Below are 22,142 nucleotides of genomic sequence, written 5' to 3' on the forward strand. Positions count from 1 at the left end.
TTAAATAAGAGATTTTATGATCACTGGTAAATTAAAAAGCGATATCAACAAATTATGGGAAGAATTTTGGACTGGTGGCATTGCTAACCCATTGACGGTGATTGAGCAAATTACCTTTTTAATGTACGCCCGTTTATTAGATCTACACGAACAGCGCGATGAAAAACGCGCCAAGCTACGTGGTATTGCATTTAAGCGTCGCTTTAACGACGACCAACAACATATTCGCTGGCATCGGTTAATTCATCAAGACAAAGACACTATGCTAAAGCTGGTGCGGGATGAAGTGTTCCCGCACTTTAAATCAGCGTCGGGTGAGGGCTCGCTATTTGCCGAGTTTATGAAAGATGCTCAGTGCATGATCCAAAAACCGACGTTGATGGAATCCGCTGTCGAGATGATCAATAAGTTGCCACTAGAAGATAGCGACACCAAAGGCGACTTGTACGAGTACCTGCTAAGCAAGCTAACCACAGCGGGCATTAATGGCCAGTTCCGTACACCACGGCATATTATCCGCGCTATGGTCGAAATGTTGGATCCAAAGGTTGACGATCGCATTGTCGACCCTAGCTGCGGTACTGCTGGTTTCTTAACGGTTGCCTATGAGTACCTGGTAGAAAAGTATACCTCGCCAGAGGGGATACATTTTGAAACCATAATTAATGAGAATGGTGAACAGCAGCAGGTCAAAATTTATAGTGGCGACCGGTTGGTTGAACATCGTGACCATGTAAATACCGACATGTTCCACGGCTTTGACTTCGATACTACCATGCTGCGTATCGCTGCAATGAACCTGGTGATGCACGGCGTGACTGAACCCGACGTACATTACCAGGATACGTTAAGCGGCAGCTTCACCGAGCGCTTCCCAACCCAGAGTAAAGATGCGTACACCATGTGTATTGCTAACCCGCCGTTTAAAGGTTCGTTGGATGAAGAAGACGTAGACCCAGCAATCTTACGCATGGTTAAAACCAAGAAAACCGAGCTATTGTTTGTTGCGCAAATACTACGTTTACTGAAAAATGGCGGCAAAACAGCGATTATCGTGCCAGATGGTGTGCTATTTGGCTCGTCAAACGCGCACCAGCAACTACGTCAGCACATTGTTGAAAATAACGAGCTGCAAGCAGTCGTGTCATTGCCCTCTGGTGTATTCAAACCTTATGCCGGTGTGTCTACCGCCATCTTGTTTATCACCAAAGGCTCACGCACCGACCACGTCTGGTTTTACGATGTACAAGCCGACGGCTTTAGCCTGGACGATAAGCGCACACCAATAAAAGACAACGACTTGCCAGCGTTAGTGGCCGGGTATAAAGCGCGGGATAAAGCCATTGCCGACACCGAGCAAAACGATCGCGCGCAAAAGGCCTTTTGGGTAAGCAAAGCCGAAATTGCCGCTAATAAGTACGACTTATCCATAAACCGCTATAAGCAAGTGGTATATGCGGAACAGAAGTATGATGATCCCAAAGTGATCCTAAATAAGCTGGTTGCGCTGGAAAACGATATTCTGGCGGATTTAAAAGCGCTGGAGGCCATGCTGTGAGTTGGCCGATGGTGAGGATTGGAGAGCTTTGCTCATTGATGACTGGTGGAACGCCTAAAACAACTGAGCCACAATACTATGACAACGGTGATGTTCCTTGGATAGTCTCTGGCGATATCCACAAAGGTGAAATATACGAGTGTGAAAAAAGGATAACTCAACTTGCTGTTGAGAATAGCAACGCACGTTATCTTCCGAAGGATAGCGTACTGATAGCACTAAATGGACAAGGTAAAACTCGGGGTACAGTAGCACTACTTCGCATAGATGGCGCAACATGTAATCAGTCAATTGTGTCTATCAATCCGAATAACCCTGAACAACTATCTTCCGAGTACCTGTTTTATTATTTAAAGTCGCAATACCAGCAGATTAGGAACATTACTGGTGATAAAGATCGCGCTGGTTTAAATATGCCTCTTATCAGAGCTATTGAAATCCCGCTCCCACCACTAGCCGAGCAAAAACGTATTGCCGCGATACTGGACAAAGCCGACGCCATCCGCCGCAAACGCCAACAGGCCATCCAACTCGCCGACGACTTCCTCCGTGCCGTGTTTTTGGAGATGTTTGGCGATCCGGTGACTAATCCGAAAGGGTTTCCTGTTGGAACGATTCGTGAGCTTGTTGAAACGGCAAATTACGGATCTTCAGCAAAAGCATCTGAGGAAATTGCCGATTATCCGATGCTTCGTATGGGCAATATCACATACGAAGGTGCGCTAGATATGACAGATTTAAAATATATTAACCTTAGTGAGTCCGATAAGCCTAAATATTTGGTGTCAAAAAGTGACCTGTTATTTAACAGGACAAACAGTAAAGAATTAGTTGGTAAAACCGCAGTGTATGATCTGGATGAGCCAGCAGCCTTCGCCGGATACTTAATAAGGGTACGAACTAACGCAGCAGGAAACACTTATTACCTCTCAGCATATTTAAACTCTACTCACGGTAAAGCAACATTGCAGAACATGTGCAAAAGTATCGTAGGGATGGCAAATATCAATGCTCAGGAAATGCAGAACATCCCCATTATGCTGCCGCCAGTAGGGCTGCAAGATAAGTTTCGAGATATCGTTGTTTCTGCAAAGGAAAAGGTTAAAGTACATGAATTTGCTTTGAGGGAATTAGTGACTTTGTTTGACTCGTTGAGTCAAAAAGCCTTCGCAGGAAAACTTTAGAAAGGATATCGTTATATGAGTAAAAGCTCATTCAAGGTCGATACACGTTTAGCTTATTTACTAAGCGAAAACTACCGCTCGCCGGAAAAAGCGTTAAAGGAATTAATTGATAATGCATGGGATGCTGAAGCTACTCGTGTTGACATAATGATTCCTGAACCTCTGAGCGGTGATGCTGTTATCGTTGAAGATAATGGTTCAGGTATGACTTTGAATGAGTTGGAGAGCGAATATTTGAATGTTGCTCGAAATCGACGTGACCGTAGCGGTGATCTAACTCCTACATTGAAGCGCAAAGTTAAAGGCCGTAAAGGAATTGGTAAGTTTGCGGGTTTAATGTTTGCGACATCGATGAAATTAGAAACTTGGACCAGAGGAAAACTTTCAAAGTTTTGCCTTGATAAAATGCTTCTTGAAAGTTACCAAGCACTCCCTGAAATGCCTTTGGAAATAACTGAAGCAAGTATTAGTCAGTCACTTAATGGGACACGGATCAGTCTTTCCGAACTGAATCAGACGCAACGGTTCCCCAACGAGCATGAGTTAAAACAGATTTTATTTGCGGACTATGGACGAGAAGATGGATTCAATATTGTTATTAATGGCAAGTCATTAGATGTTGATGATCTGCAAGGTCAATACAATGAGCACTCTATTAATTTTAAAGGTAGCCAAGTTAAGTTTCGCTGCACCATAAGTGATCAGAAACGTAAAATTCGGAAGCCTGGCATAATTGTTCGGATTGATGGCAAGGTTGTAGGTGATCCGAGCTTTTTCGGCTTAGAGAAAGTTGATGATATTCCCCGGAAGTTAATGGAAAAGTGCTATGGCGAGGTAGAGCTCACTGACTGCTCCGATGATGTAACTGCCGATTGGGGCTCAATCATTGAGGGAAGTGCAACCGAAAGAGAGCTTATTGCTACGATTCAACCTTTACTGCTTGAACAACTAAAAACAGTGTTTGGCCAAGAAATACACCTTGCTCAGGCGAGGTTACGCAAAGCGGCTAAAGACAGAATCTCAAAACTTCCCGAAAACCGAAGACAATTTGCTGACCAAGCGATCAAGAAGATACTAGACCGTTTTTATCAGGAACCCGAACACAAGCTCGAGCCAATTGTAAATGTTTTATTAGATGCCTTAGAGCGTAACGATTATCGCGTTGTACTGGAACACATAAATGACGCTAAACATTCGGAGGTTGGTCGTTTTGCAGAAGCATTAGCAGAGTTTGGCTTTGTGGAATTGGCGTTAGTAGCTGAGCAGGCAGTAAACCGGTTACGCTTCCTGGACTATCTTGAAGAAATCTGCGCGAAAAAAGAAACGCTCGAAGTTCATGTTCACAAAGCTATTGAGAAAAACCTTTGGCTTTTTGGCGTGCAATATAGTTTATTCAGTTCAAATATCACCCTAAAAAAACAGATAGAAAACTATTTAGAGCGAAAATACGTTGGTGATCGGGCTGATAAACGGCCAGATCTGTTTCTTACAGAAAACTTGAACGGTGAACGCTTGTTGATTGAATTTAAACGTCCCAGTCATTCGTTAAAGTTCGAGGATTATCAGCAAGCAACAGGCTATAGGAATGATTTTCATCAAAATGGTATCGACAAACAGATAAGTGTGATTTTAATAGGCGGGAGCTTAGGTAATGATTTACCGATTCAAGAAAGACGAGAGCCTAACGTATTGATTATGACCTTTCCAGATTTAATTTCAGCTGCGCGTCGCCAATATCAATGGCTACTCAATGATAAGAGAGACTTTTAGTTATTAACTCTTTGCTGATCTTGAGGCAAAAGTATAGCTATAGAGATAAAACACCGAGAACATATGCAGATAAAATCCATCACCATCCAAAACTTTAAAGGTATCCGTCGAAAAGCGGTGATCCCTTTGGCTCCGGTGACTATGTTGTTTGGCGCGAACAGTTCGGGCAAAAGCAGTATTTTGCATGCTCTGTTGTACCTTTATGAGCTGCTGGTAAATAAAAACGTTGATCCTGAATACTCCAGTGTTACTGGCGAGCATGTTTACCTTGGTGGTTTTTCCGAGCTGATAAACGGTAAAGATCTATCCAAAGTGATGACACTTGGCGTGTCTTTTGGCCTTGATGCCAGCATGGATTTTTTCAATACTTTTATGACGGAGTCTGACGAAAACGTTGCTGACGGCTTTGTGCATGATGTCAGTGCGCCGGTGTTTGAATATGCAATTGAAATGGATATTGCCTTTAGCGAGCTTGATAACAGGGCTTTTGTCAGAGAAACCAGAGTAGCGATTAATAATCATCCATTTTGCGTGTTTACCGCAACAGCGGGTAAGAAAGCCATTGTTGTAAATGTCATTAATCCTTCAACGATTTTGTTAAGTGACAATGATGAAATTAACGGGGTTATGCCATTTCAGGGTGTAGAGCCGTTTGAGCTGAATTTGCCTTACAAGGCTTTATTGGCATTTGAACAGCGTATTGATTTATCAGATGCGCCAGTAGACTGGGCTGAAGTTTGTAATGACAAGCCATTAGCTGGAAGGGTTGTAACGGAATGCGCGCTTGCAGATGTGGTTTTAGCGCCTCTACGGCATTTCTCGAAACGGTTGCAGCAGCTAATTCACATAGGGCCGCTAAGGGTTATTCCAAACCGCAGCTTTGTGGCAAAACGCACCATGGAAAAAACTCGATGGTTTGACGGCCAGGCAGGGTGGGATACGTTTTACTTTGGAAGTGCAGTTTTGCAAAACGAAGTAAACCAGTGGTTCGGTAAAGATCATTTTAATTCAGACTATCAATTTATCAGATCAAAAGATGGCTATGGCGTAGCTTTAACTGATATGAGAAATGAAACCGCTTTGTTGCCTTCGCAGGTGGGCGCAGGTATCTCTCAAGTGTTCCCGTTCGTCGTTGCCGCTATGAAGACTGATCTTGGCATTGTCAGTATTGAACAGCCAGAGTTGCACCTACACCCTGCGTGGCAGGTTGAATTAGCCGACCTGATGCTTACGCAAACCAATCAATACAGCGCAGACAAGCTGTTCTTTGTTGAAACTCATAGTGAGCATATGGTGTTGCGGTTGCTAAGGCGGGTGAGAGAGTCAAAAGTAACGCCTGAATACATCAGCATCATTTACATGAATACTGACGAGAGCGGAAGTAATCCAATTAAACTGGATGTGACATCAGATGGCGATTTTGCCGAAGAGTGGCCAAATGGTTTCTTCGATGAACGTGACGAGGAGCTATTCTGATGTATCGGGAAGTTGCGTTCGATCCGCAATGCCTTGCTCAGTACGAGTATTACGCATTATTAAAGCGGGATATTGGTTTTGAAACTGGCAGATATGTTGTCGCGCCAATGAAAGAATGGATTAGGGAAGCTTTTGCTGCTGCCAAAAATTCGACAGAACTTGCCCCTATCAAACGACAGTCTGTTAAGCAGTTTCTGAACAAAATGCTCAAAGAGCATGGTTCAGGTAAAATGTTGCTTCCAAAATACCGCCCAATAGTAGACTCATCCGATTGGTGTAATTGGTATCACGCACAAGAGCAGTTCCAAGAGTTTGATGTCGTGGTTTCTGAGCGGATTGGTGCTGCGTTAAATCACGAGCACATTCTTGAAAACCATCATAACTGGTATATCCCGCCCACGATCAGAATTGAGAAGCAAGTTTCATCAATACTTACCGTCATAGGTGGACTAATGCGATTTGGTGGCGCGATTACTATAATTGACCAATATTTTAGGCTCGCAACCAATGACGTTTTACATGCCATATTTGATGTTTTAAATTCGGATAAATCAATAACCAGCCTGACTTTAGTTACAAGTGTAACCACATCAAATCCCCAAGGTATATTCGATAGAGAATATAGGCTCCGTTATCAGGTGATACCGAAGTTAAAACTTGTCGTTGTACCAGAACGTTTTTTTCATGATCGGTACGTGATGTCTAATTATGGTGCTCTGAAATCAGGCCAGGGGTTTGCCGATGGTGTGGCTATGGGAGCGCAGTCAGATAAACTGAATATTGGCTTGTGCGGGTATGTTGAATATTCAGAAACGCTCGGAGATTTAAAGGCATTAATCGATGATGGTAGAGCTACAGTTTATGAACTTTGGAATGGTATTCCTTGAAGCTCTCATTTTCTGCCACCAACGCACTTACCAAATGGCTTAAAACCGACCTACCGCGTTTGCCTGCTGAGCCAGGCCAACAGGTTGGGGTGAATACCGTTACCAGCACCTGTGAGCAGATGTGTTGGCAGTTACATATTATTGAAAACCGCTACGGCAGTTGGCATAAAACTATTATTGCCTCCGAAGCCAATAGCCGTTTTACACTGTTTATTCCGGTAGACTTGCTAATGAGCGTTGAAGAGCTAACAGAGCGCTTGCAAATGGAATGGCAGTGGGTGTTGGCTGAAACCTTGCGCTTGTCACACATATTGCCGCGCAGTGATATTGCACTGCTTTTAAGCAGGCTTAGCGAAATCACATTTGAACCACAGTGGGTGAAAAACACCGACCGCAGTGTAAACGGCCATGTAACTGATGCCGGGCTTTGGGTAACCCAAACTCTGGCTGATAGACGACAAGATGCACTTTCGCCTGAGCTGGCGCTGGAGTTAGCAGTTTACCTGAATACTCAACCGAAACGGGTGAATAAAGCTAAGGGGAAAGTGGTGCCCGTGCTGGCGTTATTGGACTATTGCATGACACTTACCGGTGGGGCTGCACCTTTTGCAGCAGAACCCCCGGACACCAACGCGTCAAACCCTGGTAATTCGTCAAATGTCATTTATCTAAAACCTCGCAAGCACTAGCTGAACCCAACCTCTGCAGCAGTTTTTATTAGCTCCCGTCATCCCAACTGTTTAGGAAGTCTGCCAGCACATCGCCATGACATGCTGATGGTTTACAAAAACAACCTAGTCGCTTGCCTGCCAGTTTATATACCTCTTGTTTGTCTATATGTGGGAATTTTTCATACTCAAAGTCATATTGAAATTTTCGGATAACTTCATCTCGGTCATCCCCTTCCTCAAACATAGAGTAGGGATTGCCCCAGTAAGAGCCCCGTCCAATATATTCATATTTGTCGCTGTTTTGTTGGCCTTTAAATTCGGTTTCACGAGTTATGTTTATTACCCTGGTTAGCTTTATATTTATTAGCCTAAGAGGTATGTCTTTTGCTTTTAATTGCTGCAGCTCAGCAGCGAACTCTTCACCGTCATCAAAAATGATGGCATGAGTGATGCCTGGGAAATCGTCAATTTCGTCAATCTGTTGCATGCATACCCTGGCACTGTTATCTCCAAAATAGCTTTTAATAAGTGTATTCTGGTCGTGTAGAAATAAGACAGATTCAGGTGTTTTCTCTGAAATAATTCGGTCCAATTTCCTCGTGAATTTTGACGGAACATTAAACAGCTTTGGATAAAAAATAAATAAATTCATAAGTTTAATACAGGTGAGTGACTGACATGTTCAGATTTGTTGTTTTATTTAAATAATCGACAACAATCCGTCTATGACAGAAATGGGGTTCATGTTCACTGCATAACAAGCAACTATTGTTGAGTTCGCCAGAGGTAAACTCACGCTCAATTCTTCTTGCAGACATAAGGTCAAAAAATTCATCTTCATAATGTTGCCAGCTAATGGAGCCATTTTTATAACTATCCAGCAAAAATTTCGTTGGTGCTAGGCTGGGTGCATGTAAGTATTCGGCATTGCAAAGCTCTTTAAGGAAGAACTTTAAATCGTCTTTTTTCGCAAAGCCTGCCAATTGCGAAATGTTATTTAATCGCACATCAATTAGCCGCTCGACTTTCGAATCTCGGATAAGATCAAAAAATGTCTTAGCATTTTTTTTAGTAAAACCAATCGTATAGATGTTCATGTCTAATCCTAATAAATTGCGGCGGCAATTTTATAACAGTAACCATGATGCTCTTCACCCAGGCTAATACAGAGAATACCCATTAGTTTCCGCTTTTCCTTAAAAATAGTATCAAACTGCGGATCTGTTGCTGGTAAGTCATATGCTATACCGTTGTACTTAAAGCTTACGCGGCGCTTTTTGTCTACGGCGTAATAGAGCTGAAGCTCCTGTGTTTGAACCAGAAACAATGATTGGTGTGGTTTATACAAATTTTGAACAATAGCTTGATACGAGACTCTTGAGTCGCCACCCCAAATCGAAATAGGGTTATCCAGGAACCTGGGCAAATCCTGCTGGTATATCTTAAAATCCTGCTGCCATAGTTCATTAGCTGCGATTAGATAATTTTCTGGCTGATGTATTAAAGGCTTTGCGGTTATAAATTCTATGGTGACTTTTTGCAAAGTTTTGACTGCAAAAATGCCATGTGGATTTCTGCACTTCAGCTGGTCGAATGATAAAGCCTCACCAGTAGTATCAGCAACTGGTCTGATCCATTGGCCTGTTGCAAGACATTTTCCTGCAACACAGCGTTTTTTATGTTTAATTGAGTTGGCTAAAATAACGATTTTTTTTGCAGGCATAATAGGCTCCTTTATTGATATCTATGCCTACTAGTTCAGCTTGTGTGCCATATTTAGCGAATTTTTCATGTTATTGATTTAAAATAACTTATTTGAAGATATCTTTTGCGCTTGTCATTTTTAATGAAGAATAAATTACTTTTTTGTAATTTTATTTACGGTTTAAGGATGGAGTTTTGCTGTTAGATTTATAGGTAGCTAATCAACAATTTAACTTGATTAGAGTGCGTTTATTGGGTACAAATTGAGCTCACTAATGAGTAGTGTGCTTTAAACAAAGGATTGTAGTTGTGGTTGTAGAGTCTCCTCGCGTCGTATCGAGTTCTGTCACTTCTAAAGTTTCTCAAAGTCGTAAAATTAGTTATTCAACTGCATGCAGTTTTATTCTGCTTGAGTCTCGCGATATCGCATTTTTCAATTTCGCTTACAAACTGCCTTTAAGTACAAAAGATTACGAAGAAGTAGACTTTATTACTAATTCGAAATGGCGATTAATCATTAAATTATTGAAATATAACAATAAAGTTATTTGGTCTGTTTTCTGCAATCTTTGCTCTGTCAATCAGAATGAGGAGCGCAGGATGAGTAGCCAAAAGCAATACAAACAGATGCCTTGTCAACCAGCAATCAGCTCACATGCTCAGCAACGCATGGACTTAAGAGGCATGAGTGAGCGTGATATTGAATTAGTGTTGAAGTTTGGGCGCAAAATTCATTCCCGCAGAACTGTCTTTCATGTGATTGGCCGCAAAGAAATTAAAAAGTATGCAGGTGAGTGCCCGGAGTTAAAAGAACTTGACGGGCTGCATGTGCTGACGGTGCCACAGAAAGGCACTGTTCTAACGGCTTATCGCAACCATGATTTGCGTCATATCCGGCCAAGCAAAAGAAAGCATAAGCATTTGCACTAATTAGTTAAAAGTTGAATTTAAAGTTTAAGCATTTAGATAAGGAATTATGTTGTATGGGAATTAACGAATTTGTTGCCAAAACGGCTCGGCCATTACCAGTGATTATTCTGGCCGATGTGAGTGGAAGCATGGGCGCAGATGGCAAGATCGAAGCTTTAAATCAGGCGTTAAAAGATATGATTGAAAGCTTCGCCCAAGAAGGCAGGATGAATGCAGAAATTCAACTTGGTTTGATAACTTTTGGTGAAAGCGTTACACAGCATTTGCCGTTATCGCCAGCGCACAGTATTAAAGCATTTAGCCGGCTTGACGCAGGAGGCCGAACGCCAATGGGGGCTGCGTTTGATCTGGTTACAGCGCTGTTAGAAGACAAGGAATTGATACCATCACGAGCATACCGACCTGTGGTTATTTTAGTGTCTGACGGTCATCCTACCGATGAAATAAGACGACCGTTTGAACGACTTACTTCTGGTGAACGTTCACAAAAAGCAACTCGGCTGGCTTTAGCTATTGGCTCAGATGCTGATCTCAATTTTCTCCAAGAATTTACCAATGACATAGAAGCGCCATTATTTAAGGCAAATGATGCGCGTGACATTCGCAATTTTTTCCGGGCTGTTACCATGAGTGTGTGCGCGCGTTCGCGAAGTGTGAAGCCTAATGAATCGGTAAAAATTGAATACCTACCAGGGGACGATGACGATCTACTTGAACTAGGTTTTTAGCTCGTGAAGGCGCGTTTTTATCAGTGTTCTGTGACTGGGCCTGCTCATATCCGTGACAGTTTACCAAATCAAGATTACCAGTCAGCCAGATGCTGGAAACAGCGTTGGGCTGCCGTTGTTTGTGACGGTATGGGCTCTCGTCCCAAGTCAGATATTGGGGCGCGAGAGGCCGCGAAGGCAGCCGTGTTGAGCGTGCAAAATCACGATTTTAATGCTGATGATAGAACTATAGTCCAGGCACTTTATTTGGGCTGGTTAGCAAAATTAAAGTCTTTGAATGTCGAACCGACCGATGCAGTCACAACGTGCATATTAGTTTGGGGCATGGCAGATGGACGCTTTCGGTATGCTCATTTAGGCGATGGCATGATCGCTTCGCCCACCTCAGTACTTTCCAACGCCAAGACGACAGGTTTTAGCAATGAAACCACAGGGCTGGGTCTTTCCCGGCATTTATCGGATTGGCGTTTTGGTTCTGGTTATCTTCAAGAACACAGAGATGGTCTGTTATTGATGACTGATGGCATCAGTGAAGATTTGTTAGATCCTATTGCTTTTAGCCAGTGTTTAACGGATGGACTCGTCAAGAAAAGCCGGCGGCTGGGTAATCTCTGGCTAAAGCGTCAACTAATAAACTGGCCAACCCCTGGGCACAGTGATGACAAAACAGTGATAGCGGTATGCCTACCGCAAGGACGTATCAATGAGTGAACAACCGGTATTAACAAAGGATAAAGCCAAAGCGTCTTCAAAAAGGCGAGTTGTACAGGACCAATATGGTGCTGAGTATGACTGTACGGAGCTTTTAGGTGAGGGCGGGCAAGGCAAGGTGTGGAAGACAAATCATCAGAACACTTTAGTTAAAACCTTCTATAAGAAAGATAAAGTCAAACAAGAGCAATGGTTTAATCATATCCAGTGGGTTCTGCGCCAGGATTTGGATGGTCTCGCAATCGCGGCGCCCAAGGCATTGATTACTAAACCAGTGCCTGGTTATGTAATGGAGTTGATGGATGGCCTCCATTCCTTGAACAGTGAAATGGAGCAAAGTTTTGTTGCCTTAGTAGAAGGTAAAGGTCTCTATGGTTTCCTGCAAACAGGTGGTTTAAAAAGGCGTTTACAACTTTTGGCCCAACTTGCCGACACTCTGTCTCGACTTCATGCGCGCGGAATGGCGTATGGCGACCTATCACCAAATAACATCTTTGTTTCTGAAAACGTTAATGATGCGCGGGTATGGCTCATTGATTGCGACAATATTTGTATTAGTGAACGTGCCAGTTCTATGCACCTCTACTCACCGGGTTTTGGAGCGCCAGAGGTAGTAAGGGGCGAATCGGGTGTGAATAGTCTTACCGATGCTTGGTCATTTGCGGTTATTGCCTACCAAGTGCTGACGATGCAACACCCGTTAATAGGCGTGATGGTAGAAGACGGAGAACCTGAATTACAGGAACGAGCTTATCGTGGTGAATTACCTTGGGTTGGTGACAGTTCTAATGATTGTAATGCTTCCAGCGGCGGGATCCCGTTGGAGATGGTAGCAACGAAAAAACTACACACTTTATTCAAGCGATGCTTTGAGCAAGGTAAAAATTGTTCATGGGAACGTCCAACTATAACTGAATGGCGCAGCAGCATTGATGAAGCCATATCGCAGCTATTAGATTGTCATAATCCCAAATGCCGCAGTACCTTTAACCGAAATAGTGCTTGTCCATTTTGTAAAACCGAAGCAGACCCGACAGATTCAGTGTTGTTAACCGCACTTGTGTACACTACCGACCCTAATCTAGAACAAAAATATTTGAAAACGGGTTTGGGCCAAGTAGTTAATTTAAATGAGGTAATGACACTTAAGCGAGTACCAGCAGGCACACAACTATATCGAGAATCAGGTGAGGTAGGGCAAATTCGTTTTGACGAAAATGGCTTAGCTTTAAAAGTTACTTCGGGTAACAAAATAATCTTGCTAGTCGATGGTAAAGAACAGGAAATTACGAGAGGGGTATTACTGAGTCCTGATATCAAACAAGGCAAATCCTACTTTATACATTTGACTCCACCCATGCCTTCGGATGATGTCACGACTCACCCGGTGTGGGCATTTCGTTGGTAAGGTGATGATATGAAGTTAAAGGATTTTCGCTATTTTGACAAAGAACTCCATTGCGTTTACTTCATTGACGATAATGCCGCAGCGTTGAACTGGGAAGTAGGGTATGTAGTTCAAGTTATAAATGACAGTGGCAACTTAGTAATTGCTCAACATGGTCAGGTTGCTCTGGTAAATCCAAAAGATTTGAAAACTGCCGATTTGGCTGCAGCTCAACCAGGGTTGTGGCGTCTGGCTCAGAAAGGCTCGGATCATCTGCATCTTGAATATGTTGGCTTTACAACCAGGCTACCTCTGGATCTAAAAATTGCTGTCGATTCATATATATCGACGCAACTTCATCAGGAGCAATTGATAACCAGTAATAGCATCATCGAGGCAACGGCTTGGCTTAAGCAAGCATTTGTTCTTGAACTGGAAGAGCCGTTATTAATTGCTCAATATTACCGGCAACAATCTCATTTAGATTTTAAGGTGATCGGCAAAGAGCATGCGTTGTCTGTTGTAAATGAACAGGGCGTTTGGAAAGCGAAGAGGCTGACTAAACTACGTCGACAATCTGATAATTTTATAGCAATTGTTGGCAACGTGGATTTTGTTGATGGTACCTCGGCTTCCCTATTAAAAGCGGGAGCAATAGACTTATTAGAACAACACATTAACGATGCCGGGAGCTATCTAAGTCTTTGGGAGTCTTACAGCCAGCTTCAGTGGGAGCAGGCCACAAGAACTGCCAAAGCGTTGGGCTATGTTAATTACTCCGAACCGAAGCATACTGGTGGTGAAACACCCCGATTTAGGTTGCACTTGAGTCATGGCCAATCAGATGCATTTGCAGAAAGAATAAATAGTCTGAAAAAGAGTGATGATCTGAGCATTCAAGATCTGACCTTTGAGATTTCCGAGGAAGCTCCTGAGTGGCTTACAGATATATCAGGCTCGTTTAAAAAGTCACCAGATGGGCGTCGGCCGCTGTTAGCAAATAATCTTAAGTTTTTTCCTAGCTATATTGAAGTTGATTTAAGTCAGCCTTTTCTGCCACGCAAAGGTGTTATGTTTCTTTCTATTCAAGGGGATAAAACTGCAAACGACCGACGGGAACGAGCGTATACCGCAATAAAAACGCACCACAATCCTATGCCACAACTACGTATGATTTTTGAGGGCTTAGAGCCACCTATTGAACGAAAATCAAAATTAAGGGCGATTTCGCCAAAAGCAAAACAACGCTTTAAAGGTGAGCCGACGATTCGTCAGAGAAAGGCTCTGGAGATTGCTCTTAACACGCCTGATGTCGCACTGATTATTGGCCCCCCCGGTACTGGGAAAACGCAGGTGATTGCGGCGCTCCAACAACGTATCGCTGAGGAATTTTCCTCCGGAGAGTCGTTGAGTCATCAGGTGTTGCTGACAAGCTTTCAGCATGATGCCGTTGATAATGTTATTGAACGCTCTGGGGTGTTTGGGCTGCCGGCTATTAAAGTTGGTGGCAGACGGTTTGGTAACGATAGTTCTGAAATAATGGTGACAAAGTGGCGCTTGAATAAATTACTTGAGCTAAAGCCTGCGCTGGAAATAGAAATGCGCTCCTGGCCAGTGTTTGTCCAATTTGAAAAAATCAAAAAAGCGATGCTGCAGCTAAGAATTGCAAGAGAGCCTAGTGTCAGAAAAGTGATTTCAAATGAAATTCAAGAACTGCTGAACGAGTTTTCTCAGCTACATGGTATGTATTTGTCTCAGGAAACGAGCGACGCATGGCTGAGCACCTATGACAAACTCAATAAAAATTCGTCATTTAATTTATCAAATAGTGTTCGCCGACAGTTGCTGCAAAAGGTTCGTGGAATTCGTAGTGAGATTATTGCGTTTAATGACGACGGCTTTGAACGATTACAAGATTTTATAAGCTTTTTTGAGAGTCTAGCCGACTTGAGCGCTGCTCCCTTGCTCAGTCAATTTAAGCATCTTTATACGGAATTGAATGATGTAAAAGTACCATCAGAAAATCAGCTTCAGCAGCTGAGCGAGTTAAAACAGCAGATGATAGATTTGGTGCGTCCTGACTACAGACCATTCTTACTCCGCTCATACACATCCGAAGCAGATTGCAACACATTAGACATGCTTGAGCGGGAACTATATCAATCAATTGCGAACTCAAGAACCCTGGGGCCACTCCTGGCTAGGTATGATTATGTCAAAGCTTTGGAGGAGCGGGCGTTAGATGTTGAGGAGAGTATTAAAGATTACGTTACGGTAATAGGTGCAACTTGTCAGCAATCAGACAGCGAATACATGACAAGCATAAAAGACAACTCTGAGCGTCTTGGCATTTCATTTAACACAGTGATTGTCGATGAGGCTGCCAGAGCTGCGCCACTGGACCTGATGATCCCTATGTCAATGGCAAAGTCTCGTATTGTGTTGGTCGGCGATCATCTACAGCTTCCTCACATGCTAGAACCTCGAGTGGAAAAGGAACTTCAAGAACAGCAGGAACTGGATTTGGTTAGGAGTGAGCTGTTACGTATCAGTTTGTTCGAGTATCTGCATAGACAATTTGAGAAGATGCATGAAAAAGGTGGACCTGAGCGTGTTGTGATGCTGGACACACAGTTCCGCATGCATCCAGAGCTTGGTAGCTTTGTCAGTAAAGAGTTTTATGAGCGGCGAGGCTTCGAACCAATTAAGTCTGGTTTAGAGTCAGGAGATTTCGAGCACCAGATAGATGACTATAAAGGTTGCCACTCAGCATGGATTGATGTTCCAAAAAGTCAGGGGCTTGAGAAACGCAATAATGGTAGCCGACTGAGAACAGCTGAAGCGAAACGGTGTGCCGCTGAGGCTTTTAGAATCCTCAGTGATCACCCTGATTTGAGTGTTGGTGTAATCACGTTCTATAGCGCTCAACGTGATGCAATTTATCAGGAACTAGAAGCCTTGGGTTGTACAACACCCTCAGATGATGGCTGGCAAATAGCTGGAGAATTTCGTTTAACCCAAACCGGGAACGAGCGTCTTCGAGTTGGCTCTGTCGACGCTTTCCAAGGTAAGGAGTTTGACGTTGTCATTCTCTCCGTTGTTAGAACTTGGGATTCTGAAATCGACATGACTGAAGAAGAGTTAAATAAAAAGCTTGGTTTTTTGCGGCTTGCAAATCGTATTAACGTTGCAATGAGTCGCCAGAAAAAATTGCTTATTGTGGTGGGAGATAAAGAGCTGGGCACCATAAGCAGTGGCAATTTTGAGGATGGAATGCCCTTGCTTCCAGGTTTTCCGGCATTTTATAAACTTTGTGAGGGACCACATGGCAAAGTTTTCTGATGAATTTATCTGTTTCGTCAAACAAGCGCCTGTCAATGATCGGCGGGCAGTTAGACCGGTACTTTTACCAGTTTATGTATGGCAGGTGTATGGGCCAGATTTAAAAACAAAGCGCGCGAACGTTTTTGAAAAGGCTTTGTTATCACAACTGTCTATGGGCCGAGGAAAGGGGATTGATTACCAGCGGGTCGAGGAGCTTGCAAGGTGGCATGGTTTAGAGCCTGAGCTTGTTAGCTTTATTATTAATCAACAGTTGATACCCAAAGGCTGGATTGATGCAAAGACCGGGACGCTCACCAAAGACGGCATTGATTTGCTGAACAATGATGTTTCCGGAGCTAGCAGCTTAAAAACCGGTTATGTTTTTCAGGATGCTGTGAAAGGAAGCTTTTTACCAAGGTACAGTAATTCGCTTGAAATGATTGAGCCTGTTTCAGATTCAAATACTCAACCTGAGTTTTCGATGTCTAAATCTGCAACTAGATTATGGCAGCCGATGATACTGCCAGATCGGGTAAGGCCATTTGAACCAAATCGTGAAACGCTTAAAAGTATCATGTCTTCAACCCAGGCGGCACAGCGTAACGCGCGTTCAATGGGCTCAAAAGAAGAATTTGAGTCCATTTATCAGATGGATGTATTGAAGTTATCTGATAAAGAACCTTTTGCGGCATTCTTATGGGTTTGGGTGTATTCAGATGTCGGATTAGAAGAGCTTTGGGGAGTGTCGGATCCTTTTGGTCTTCATCATGATGTGCTTTGGATGCGGGAAAAAATTCGTGATTTATGTTTATCTGTGCCAAAACTTTCAAAGGAAGTTGCGAGCCTTATAGGAGGCAAAACTGAAGCCGAGTTTTCTTCGCTAGAGGATGCAGCAGCCGCTCGTGAGGAGCAGGTAAAATTAGAAGTTTTAGCGGAGTTTAATAGAGCAGATTTAGTTGATGGTTTGATTGGTTTACTTAACGGTTGGACAAGCCGGAAACTGGATGTTGAAACCTCAGAAGCTGAAAACAGATTTCATGATTATCGTGATCTGATTACTCAAAGTTCAGGGGTTATCGAGCATTGTCTCCGTTATTGTTTGCAAAAGTTTCCGCTAAAAAACCTTTATATATTTCCAAGAACGATTGAAAAATCAGATGTTGAAAAGCTTTTTTGGGCAACCTCACCATTTTTGACAAAGGCTCAGGTGCATGAAGCTATTCAGGTCAAACCGACAAGCCTTTTTAGTACCGCAAGGAATAAACAAGGCTCATTCCGTTTATGTATGGCGGTATGTTTAATGTCGATGCCCGATTACCCGAATCACCCGCTTAGACACTTCGTTATGAAGGAATCACATTTTCTGGCTACCTACCAGCTATCACATTGGCGTGACAGCGCAGCACATGTGGATAGCAGCGCTGACAATTCCAAAAAGAAAGCATTAGAAGCTGCAGCAATAACTACCTATTTTTTAAATATATTTTTCGAAGGATTGGAACGTGGTTAAACGTAATAAACAAGCTGGTATTCCGGCATCATTTATGACACCGAAATCACCAAAAACTGCTTTAGCCGAAAAGATTGAAGCTGTTACCGGCGAGAGACCGGACAATGCAGTTTTAAATGTGTTAGAAAAAGAGCAAACTGAAAAGTTAAACCAACTAGTGGATCAACTCACTGAATCAAAAAAACAATATGAAGCAGAGCGTCAAGAGATTGCACAAATCAAAGCACAGACTGAGATCTTAAAGGGCACGCTAGAGGCTGAAAAATCAAAATTAGACGCTTTAATTGCAGAACAAAAAAAAAGCAGTAAAGAGAGCGAAGAAATTCGGGCAAATTTGCTGTTAAAAGAGAAAGATATTCTAAAAAAAACCGAAGAACTTTTAGCCCGGGAAGCTGACGCTGAAGCTGGTTTTGTTATTCAGCACGGCCAATCACTTTTATTGTTAACAGCGGAGCTGTCTAAAGTTCGCTCAGAGCATATGCAGTCATTAGCCGTTAGTCAAAACCAATTTTTGCAAACCTTTAATGAGGTTGATGAACAACGTAAAGCATTGTTTGAGGAACTTCGTGCAGAATATCAAAATATTCAAAATACCAAGGCAGAGCTTGAAAGAGTCAAAGCTGAGCTTATTGAGCGAAAAGCTGAACTTTCGGCGAAAGAGTCAGTAATTGAGACGACAGTCGAAACAAAAAAAAACCAACTTGAACAGCAATATGGCCAGCAAATTACATCGTTAGAATCTGAAATTGCTCGTTTAATTAGTTACCGAAAGCGAGACGAAGCTAATTTGCTTGATTTAAAGAATCGTTTAATGGATTTCTCTGAATTAGAGAGAGTTCTTAAGCAAAAAGGAATGGATTCAGCTGAAGAGCTTTTACTTCATGTCGAAAAAATTGAATCAACTTTAAGAGAGTATCGTCAAAAACTGTCTGGACGACCTGCTGAAGATTTAGAAGATGAAGTTGAGTATCTGAAAGATTTTAATCGTTCTTTAGAAGAACAACTTCGAGATGCAAAACAAGCGCTGCAAGAAGCCAATGCTGAACGTCATCAAAGAGCGATCGGTATTATGGAGCGCGAAAACTTGATGATGAAGAATCGTGTGCTTCAGCAACATAATGACGCTATTTCGTTAGCCACTGAGCAGCTAAAGCAAGAAATTGATGAGCTAAAAGATAGGCAACAAGGGCAGGCTGTTTTCCCAGCGTTAACTCGAATGGACACGCTATATACTGAAAGCCCGTCAACTCAACCTGTTGGATCACTGACTGAATTTGTTGACGAGCTTCAGTCAAGGATTTTTCAAAGTGACCGTAATAACCCCCTGTATTTTGATAAAGATACACTTCAGTTATTCTTGGGTGGCTTGGCGATGAGTCAGTTGCATATTTTTCAAGGAATTTCCGGTACTGGAAAAACTACCTTAGCGAAAGCATTTGCAAGTGCAGTTGGAGGACATTGTACTGTGGTGCCTGTTCAGGCTGGTTGGCGTGATCGGGATGATCTTGTAGGCCACTACAATGCCTTTGAGAAACGATATTACGAAAAAGAGTGCTTACAGGCTTTGTACCGTGCCCAGACGCCAACATATCAAGACCGTTTAAATATCATTCTCCTCGACGAAATGAACCTTTCACGGCCAGAACAATATTTTGCTGAGTTTCTTTCAGCGCTGGAGTTATCTGGTGAGGATAGACAAGTTGTATTGATGGAAGATTCCCCGGCAAAAACACCTCGGTATTTGAGAGAGGGCCGCAAGATACCTGTCGCAGATAACGTGTGGTTCATCGGTACCGCCAACCATGATGAAACTACCTTTGAATTTGCTGATAAAACCCAAGACAGAAGCTTTGTTTTGGAATTAGGTCGAAATGGTATGCAGCAATTGCCAAACACCCTGAAGCGATCTGTCATTTATAGCTTTTCATCACTTCAAACTTGCTTTCAAAATGCCATCAGCGAACATCGTGCTGATGTTGATAAGATTTTCAATACGCTTTACACGCATGAAGTTACTAATGTTTTGGCTAAAAGGTTTGGGATTGGCTGGGGTAATCGATTAGAACGGCAGGCCAGAAAATTTTTACCGGTAGTTGTCGCATCTGGTGGCTCTATGAGCAAAGCCTTAGATCACCTTTTATCCGTAAGAATTTTCCGGAACGGCAAGGTCACTGGTCGCTATGATACCAAGCCAGAACATTTATCCGAATTGCAAGAACAGCTAAGCGATGTGTGGGATAAATTATTTAAAGCAGACATTGCGGTTAGGTGTGAAGAACGAATTGAGCATGAATTAGAGCGAAAGGAAATTGCTTGATGCTGCGCCTTCTTGATTGTATTACCGGTGATACTTTTGAGTGTAATACTTCTGTACCAATAGATTCGGGGCGCTTTGCGCTCCTTGAAAAAGCCTCTTTGGGAACATTTGGTATATGGCCTGAAGGTACACTTTTAATAGACGACGGAAGAGGGCAAATAGTAGTAAACAATATTTTGCTTCGGTTTAATACGGAAAAAACTGACAGCATGTTGTTGGCCAAAAGGCAGTTAGCGTTTGATGCACTTGAAAACATTAAATTAAGAGTGGATAAGCTTGATATTGACCAGCTGGTATCGCCGGTTATACCAGCTGAAATAGCAAAAAGCTTGGAGCCAACTGAGTTACAGATAGCATTGAACAGAGTGCTTAGTTTGGGACATTTACATACTATTGCTAAGGCCCCGCGTATTACTATGCGCTATGACGAAGAGCTTTTACCTGTATCCAGGGTAAAGCGCACGGCAAATAATTATCAGCGACATTTAGCCGCCCACTCCGAGTGTTGGCAACAGCGAACGTTTATCGGGATTGTACCAAGTAAGCTTAGAGCAAAGATTAGTGAGGATGAAGTTCACATCTATGAGAATCGTGTATTTGCCAGGCTGCTCGATCATCTGGAACGATTTCTAAGAACTATTATTGCTCAGGTTAACCAACTGAACGAAGCCATGCGTCAGGGACTAGACCTAGAGGGAAGTTCATCTCTCCATCGCAGTCTTAGGCATTCTGTTTGTGAGACGTGGGGGGAGTCTTTTAAGGATAACGAAGCTGAGCAATTAAAACAGTACTCGGAACATCAATTAATCTGTTTGGAAGAACAATTAAGAAAAATTCTTCAGTTAAAGCAGAGCGAAACTTATCGTAGCATTCCAAGGGATGCGGTGGTTTCTTTAGCGTTAAAAAACACCAATATTTTACACAACGATCCGCACTACATCCAAGTTCGTCAGCTTTGGGAATTGTGGGTAAAAGAAATTGCGTTTGTTTCCAGGGACTACCTGCAAATCTTTAAAAAGTCGCAACTCCATGTTGAGTGCTATCAAGATTTTATTGGTTTACTTCTTCTTCGTTCGCATAAAAAATTAGGGTGGACGATATCTAACCGGTCAGAAAAGAGCTGGGTGTTAACTCATCCATGTGGCATTGAAGGGCAACTTAATTTTCGAGATGGAAATTGGCATTTATTATGTCAAAGCGCCGGTTTTAACAAAAAACTCTTGTTTATCCCTTTGATTAACGTTTCTCAAGACATTAAAGCTGTTAGCGGGCGCATTTTGTGCTGTTTGAATTGGAAAGGCGATGTAGAGGGTATTATAAATTGTTCTCCAGAGGATCTGTTTTCTGAAGAGTCGATGATTGTGACCGTTCAGAGATGGTGGATGAACACTATTGCGATAGAGTACGGAGAGGTAGCTTCAAACTTACCCAAAGCGATTTTAGAGCAGTGGCCCAAATTGCATTCTCCAGGAGTGTTTTATGCCCAAGTTAACGACGGTTTCGATATCTACGCGTGGATTAATAGCTTTCACTTGGCACCAACAAATAAAGCTGCTGTTTTGAGGCGATACTTTGCAGCAGAAGCTTTGAAATTTTGCCCATGTTGTGGGGTTAAAACAAGAGAAGCAAATATACTCCCTCGAAGCGGAAAAGGATTTAAAGCTAGCTGTGAATTATGTTCGGCAATTTGGCAAATTCGCTCAAACGGCTCTTTATGGGTCTTTGAGATTGTCAGCAAGCAAGAAAGAGAGAAATCTGGTCGATGGCATCAAACAGTTAACTTAGTGACGTAAATTTATATTCTAGGACTACTAGTAACCATTTAATGAGTATTAAGGATTACCATCACTTCTAAAAAAGGTAATAAAACTTACTTTTTTGTTTTTTTATTACCCTTTCTAGGGGGTTAAAATAGTGATTTAAAGTCAAGCTATTGATTTTGTTTGATAAAGTATTATGGCATAACTCCTGAATTACCTCTTGTG

17 protein-coding genes are annotated in these 22,142 nt (G+C 42.5%); 14 read left to right on the plus strand and 3 right to left on the minus strand.

Features of this window, described 5'->3' with window-relative positions:
- Positions 1-16: 16 nt before the first annotated feature.
- The 6 genes from ACYVIC_RS11045 to ACYVIC_RS11070 all read left to right on the plus strand — a co-directional run bounded on the left by ACYVIC_RS11045 (position 17) and on the right by ACYVIC_RS11070 (position 7,564).
- Positions 17-1,558, plus strand: a complete 1,542-nt coding sequence (locus ACYVIC_RS11045) for a class I SAM-dependent DNA methyltransferase (protein ID WP_460859902.1) — start codon at positions 17-19, stop codon at positions 1,556-1,558.
- The gene (locus tag ACYVIC_RS11050) at positions 1,555-2,742 is read left to right on the plus strand and encodes a restriction endonuclease subunit S (protein WP_460859903.1); all 1,188 of its coding nucleotides are present in this window, start codon (positions 1,555-1,557) and stop codon (positions 2,740-2,742) included. Before ACYVIC_RS11045 ends, ACYVIC_RS11050 begins: the two co-directional genes overlap by 4 nt.
- Positions 2,743-2,757: 15 nt before the next feature.
- Positions 2,758-4,512 carry an ATP-binding protein gene (locus ACYVIC_RS11055; RefSeq protein ID WP_460859905.1) on the plus strand — a complete coding sequence of 585 codons (1,755 nt, stop codon included), beginning with the start codon at positions 2,758-2,760 and terminating at the stop codon, positions 4,510-4,512.
- 63 nt (positions 4,513-4,575) lie between these two features.
- Positions 4,576-5,988, plus strand: coding sequence for an AAA family ATPase (locus ACYVIC_RS11060; RefSeq protein ID WP_460859906.1), 1,413 nt, complete (start codon positions 4,576-4,578; stop codon positions 5,986-5,988).
- Entirely contained in the window at positions 5,988-6,875 is an 888-nt protein-coding gene (locus ACYVIC_RS11065) for a hypothetical protein (RefSeq protein WP_460859908.1), read from the plus strand. The genes ACYVIC_RS11060 and ACYVIC_RS11065 overlap by 1 nt, the downstream gene beginning before the upstream one ends.
- Complete coding sequence (locus ACYVIC_RS11070; protein ID WP_460859909.1) at positions 6,872-7,564, plus strand: hypothetical protein; 693 nt, start codon at positions 6,872-6,874, stop codon at positions 7,562-7,564. Before ACYVIC_RS11065 ends, ACYVIC_RS11070 begins: the two co-directional genes overlap by 4 nt.
- A 28-nt stretch (positions 7,565-7,592) precedes the next feature.
- Here the strand turns inward: ACYVIC_RS11070 and ACYVIC_RS11075 are convergent, their stop codons facing one another.
- From ACYVIC_RS11075 to ACYVIC_RS11085, 3 genes are read right to left on the minus strand one after another with little or no spacing between them, the layout of a single operon-like run.
- Complete coding sequence (locus ACYVIC_RS11075; protein ID WP_460859911.1) at positions 7,593-8,198, minus strand: DUF4326 domain-containing protein; 606 nt, start codon at positions 8,196-8,198, stop codon at positions 7,593-7,595.
- Positions 8,199-8,202: 4 nt separating this feature from the next.
- Entirely contained in the window at positions 8,203-8,643 is a 441-nt protein-coding gene (locus ACYVIC_RS11080) for a DUF488 domain-containing protein (RefSeq protein ID WP_460859913.1), read from the minus strand.
- Positions 8,644-8,651: 8 nt separating this feature from the next.
- Positions 8,652-9,269 carry a dual OB domain-containing protein gene (locus tag ACYVIC_RS11085; protein ID WP_460859915.1) on the minus strand — a complete coding sequence of 206 codons (618 nt, stop codon included), beginning with the start codon at positions 9,267-9,269 and terminating at the stop codon, positions 8,652-8,654.
- A 290-nt stretch (positions 9,270-9,559) separates the two neighbouring features.
- On the opposite strand from ACYVIC_RS11085, the gene ACYVIC_RS11090 reads away from it, so the two are divergent.
- The 8 genes from ACYVIC_RS11090 to ACYVIC_RS11125 are packed head-to-tail and all read left to right on the plus strand — an operon-like array spanning position 9,560 to position 21,950.
- Positions 9,560-10,180 (plus strand): DUF4258 domain-containing protein, encoded by a 621-nt coding sequence (locus tag ACYVIC_RS11090; protein ID WP_460859917.1) that lies wholly within the window; start codon positions 9,560-9,562, stop codon positions 10,178-10,180.
- 53 nt (positions 10,181-10,233) lie between these two features.
- Complete coding sequence (locus ACYVIC_RS11095; RefSeq protein ID WP_460859919.1) at positions 10,234-10,908, plus strand: vWA domain-containing protein; 675 nt, start codon at positions 10,234-10,236, stop codon at positions 10,906-10,908.
- A 3-nt stretch (positions 10,909-10,911) separates the two neighbouring features.
- Positions 10,912-11,619 (plus strand): PP2C family serine/threonine-protein phosphatase, encoded by a 708-nt coding sequence (locus tag ACYVIC_RS11100; protein WP_460859921.1) that lies wholly within the window; start codon positions 10,912-10,914, stop codon positions 11,617-11,619.
- Complete coding sequence (locus ACYVIC_RS11105) at positions 11,612-13,027, plus strand: protein kinase domain-containing protein (RefSeq protein WP_460859922.1); 1,416 nt, start codon at positions 11,612-11,614, stop codon at positions 13,025-13,027. Before ACYVIC_RS11100 ends, ACYVIC_RS11105 begins: the two co-directional genes overlap by 8 nt.
- Positions 13,028-13,036: 9 nt before the next feature.
- Positions 13,037-16,348 carry a DEAD/DEAH box helicase gene (locus ACYVIC_RS11110; protein WP_460859924.1) on the plus strand — a complete coding sequence of 1,104 codons (3,312 nt, stop codon included), beginning with the start codon at positions 13,037-13,039 and terminating at the stop codon, positions 16,346-16,348.
- On the plus strand, positions 16,332-17,840 hold the full coding sequence (locus ACYVIC_RS11115; RefSeq protein WP_460859926.1) for a hypothetical protein: 1,509 nt from the start codon (positions 16,332-16,334) through the stop codon (positions 17,838-17,840). The genes ACYVIC_RS11110 and ACYVIC_RS11115 overlap by 17 nt, the downstream gene beginning before the upstream one ends.
- On the plus strand, positions 17,833-20,157 hold the full coding sequence (locus ACYVIC_RS11120; protein WP_460859928.1) for an AAA family ATPase: 2,325 nt from the start codon (positions 17,833-17,835) through the stop codon (positions 20,155-20,157). The genes ACYVIC_RS11115 and ACYVIC_RS11120 overlap by 8 nt, the downstream gene beginning before the upstream one ends.
- Positions 20,157-21,950, plus strand: coding sequence for a hypothetical protein (locus tag ACYVIC_RS11125; RefSeq protein ID WP_460859929.1), 1,794 nt, complete (start codon positions 20,157-20,159; stop codon positions 21,948-21,950). Before ACYVIC_RS11120 ends, ACYVIC_RS11125 begins: the two co-directional genes overlap by 1 nt.
- The last annotated feature ends 192 nt before the right edge of the window (positions 21,951-22,142 follow it).

The organism is Rheinheimera gaetbuli (assembly GCF_054781935.1).

Excerpts from the sequence above, each read along its gene's own strand:
- ACYVIC_RS11045 (WP_460859902.1), top strand. The coding sequence starts at position 17 with ATGATCACTGGTAAATTAAAAAGCGATATCAACAAATTATGGGAAGAA.
- ACYVIC_RS11055 (WP_460859905.1), top strand. The coding sequence starts at position 2,758 with ATGAGTAAAAGCTCATTCAAGGTCGATACACGTTTAGCTTATTTACTA.
- ACYVIC_RS11060 (WP_460859906.1), top strand. The coding sequence starts at position 4,576 with ATGCAGATAAAATCCATCACCATCCAAAACTTTAAAGGTATCCGTCGA.
- ACYVIC_RS11065 (WP_460859908.1), top strand. The coding sequence starts at position 5,988 with ATGTATCGGGAAGTTGCGTTCGATCCGCAATGCCTTGCTCAGTACGAG.
- ACYVIC_RS11075 (WP_460859911.1), bottom strand. The coding sequence starts at position 8,198 with ATGAATTTATTTATTTTTTATCCAAAGCTGTTTAATGTTCCGTCAAAA.
- ACYVIC_RS11080 (WP_460859913.1), bottom strand. The coding sequence starts at position 8,643 with ATGAACATCTATACGATTGGTTTTACTAAAAAAAATGCTAAGACATTT.
- ACYVIC_RS11085 (WP_460859915.1), bottom strand. The coding sequence starts at position 9,269 with ATGCCTGCAAAAAAAATCGTTATTTTAGCCAACTCAATTAAACATAAA.
- ACYVIC_RS11095 (WP_460859919.1), top strand. The coding sequence starts at position 10,234 with ATGGGAATTAACGAATTTGTTGCCAAAACGGCTCGGCCATTACCAGTG.
- ACYVIC_RS11105 (WP_460859922.1), top strand. The coding sequence starts at position 11,612 with ATGAGTGAACAACCGGTATTAACAAAGGATAAAGCCAAAGCGTCTTCA.
- ACYVIC_RS11110 (WP_460859924.1), top strand. The coding sequence starts at position 13,037 with ATGAAGTTAAAGGATTTTCGCTATTTTGACAAAGAACTCCATTGCGTT.
- ACYVIC_RS11115 (WP_460859926.1), top strand. The coding sequence starts at position 16,332 with ATGGCAAAGTTTTCTGATGAATTTATCTGTTTCGTCAAACAAGCGCCT.
- ACYVIC_RS11125 (WP_460859929.1), top strand. The coding sequence starts at position 20,157 with ATGCTGCGCCTTCTTGATTGTATTACCGGTGATACTTTTGAGTGTAAT.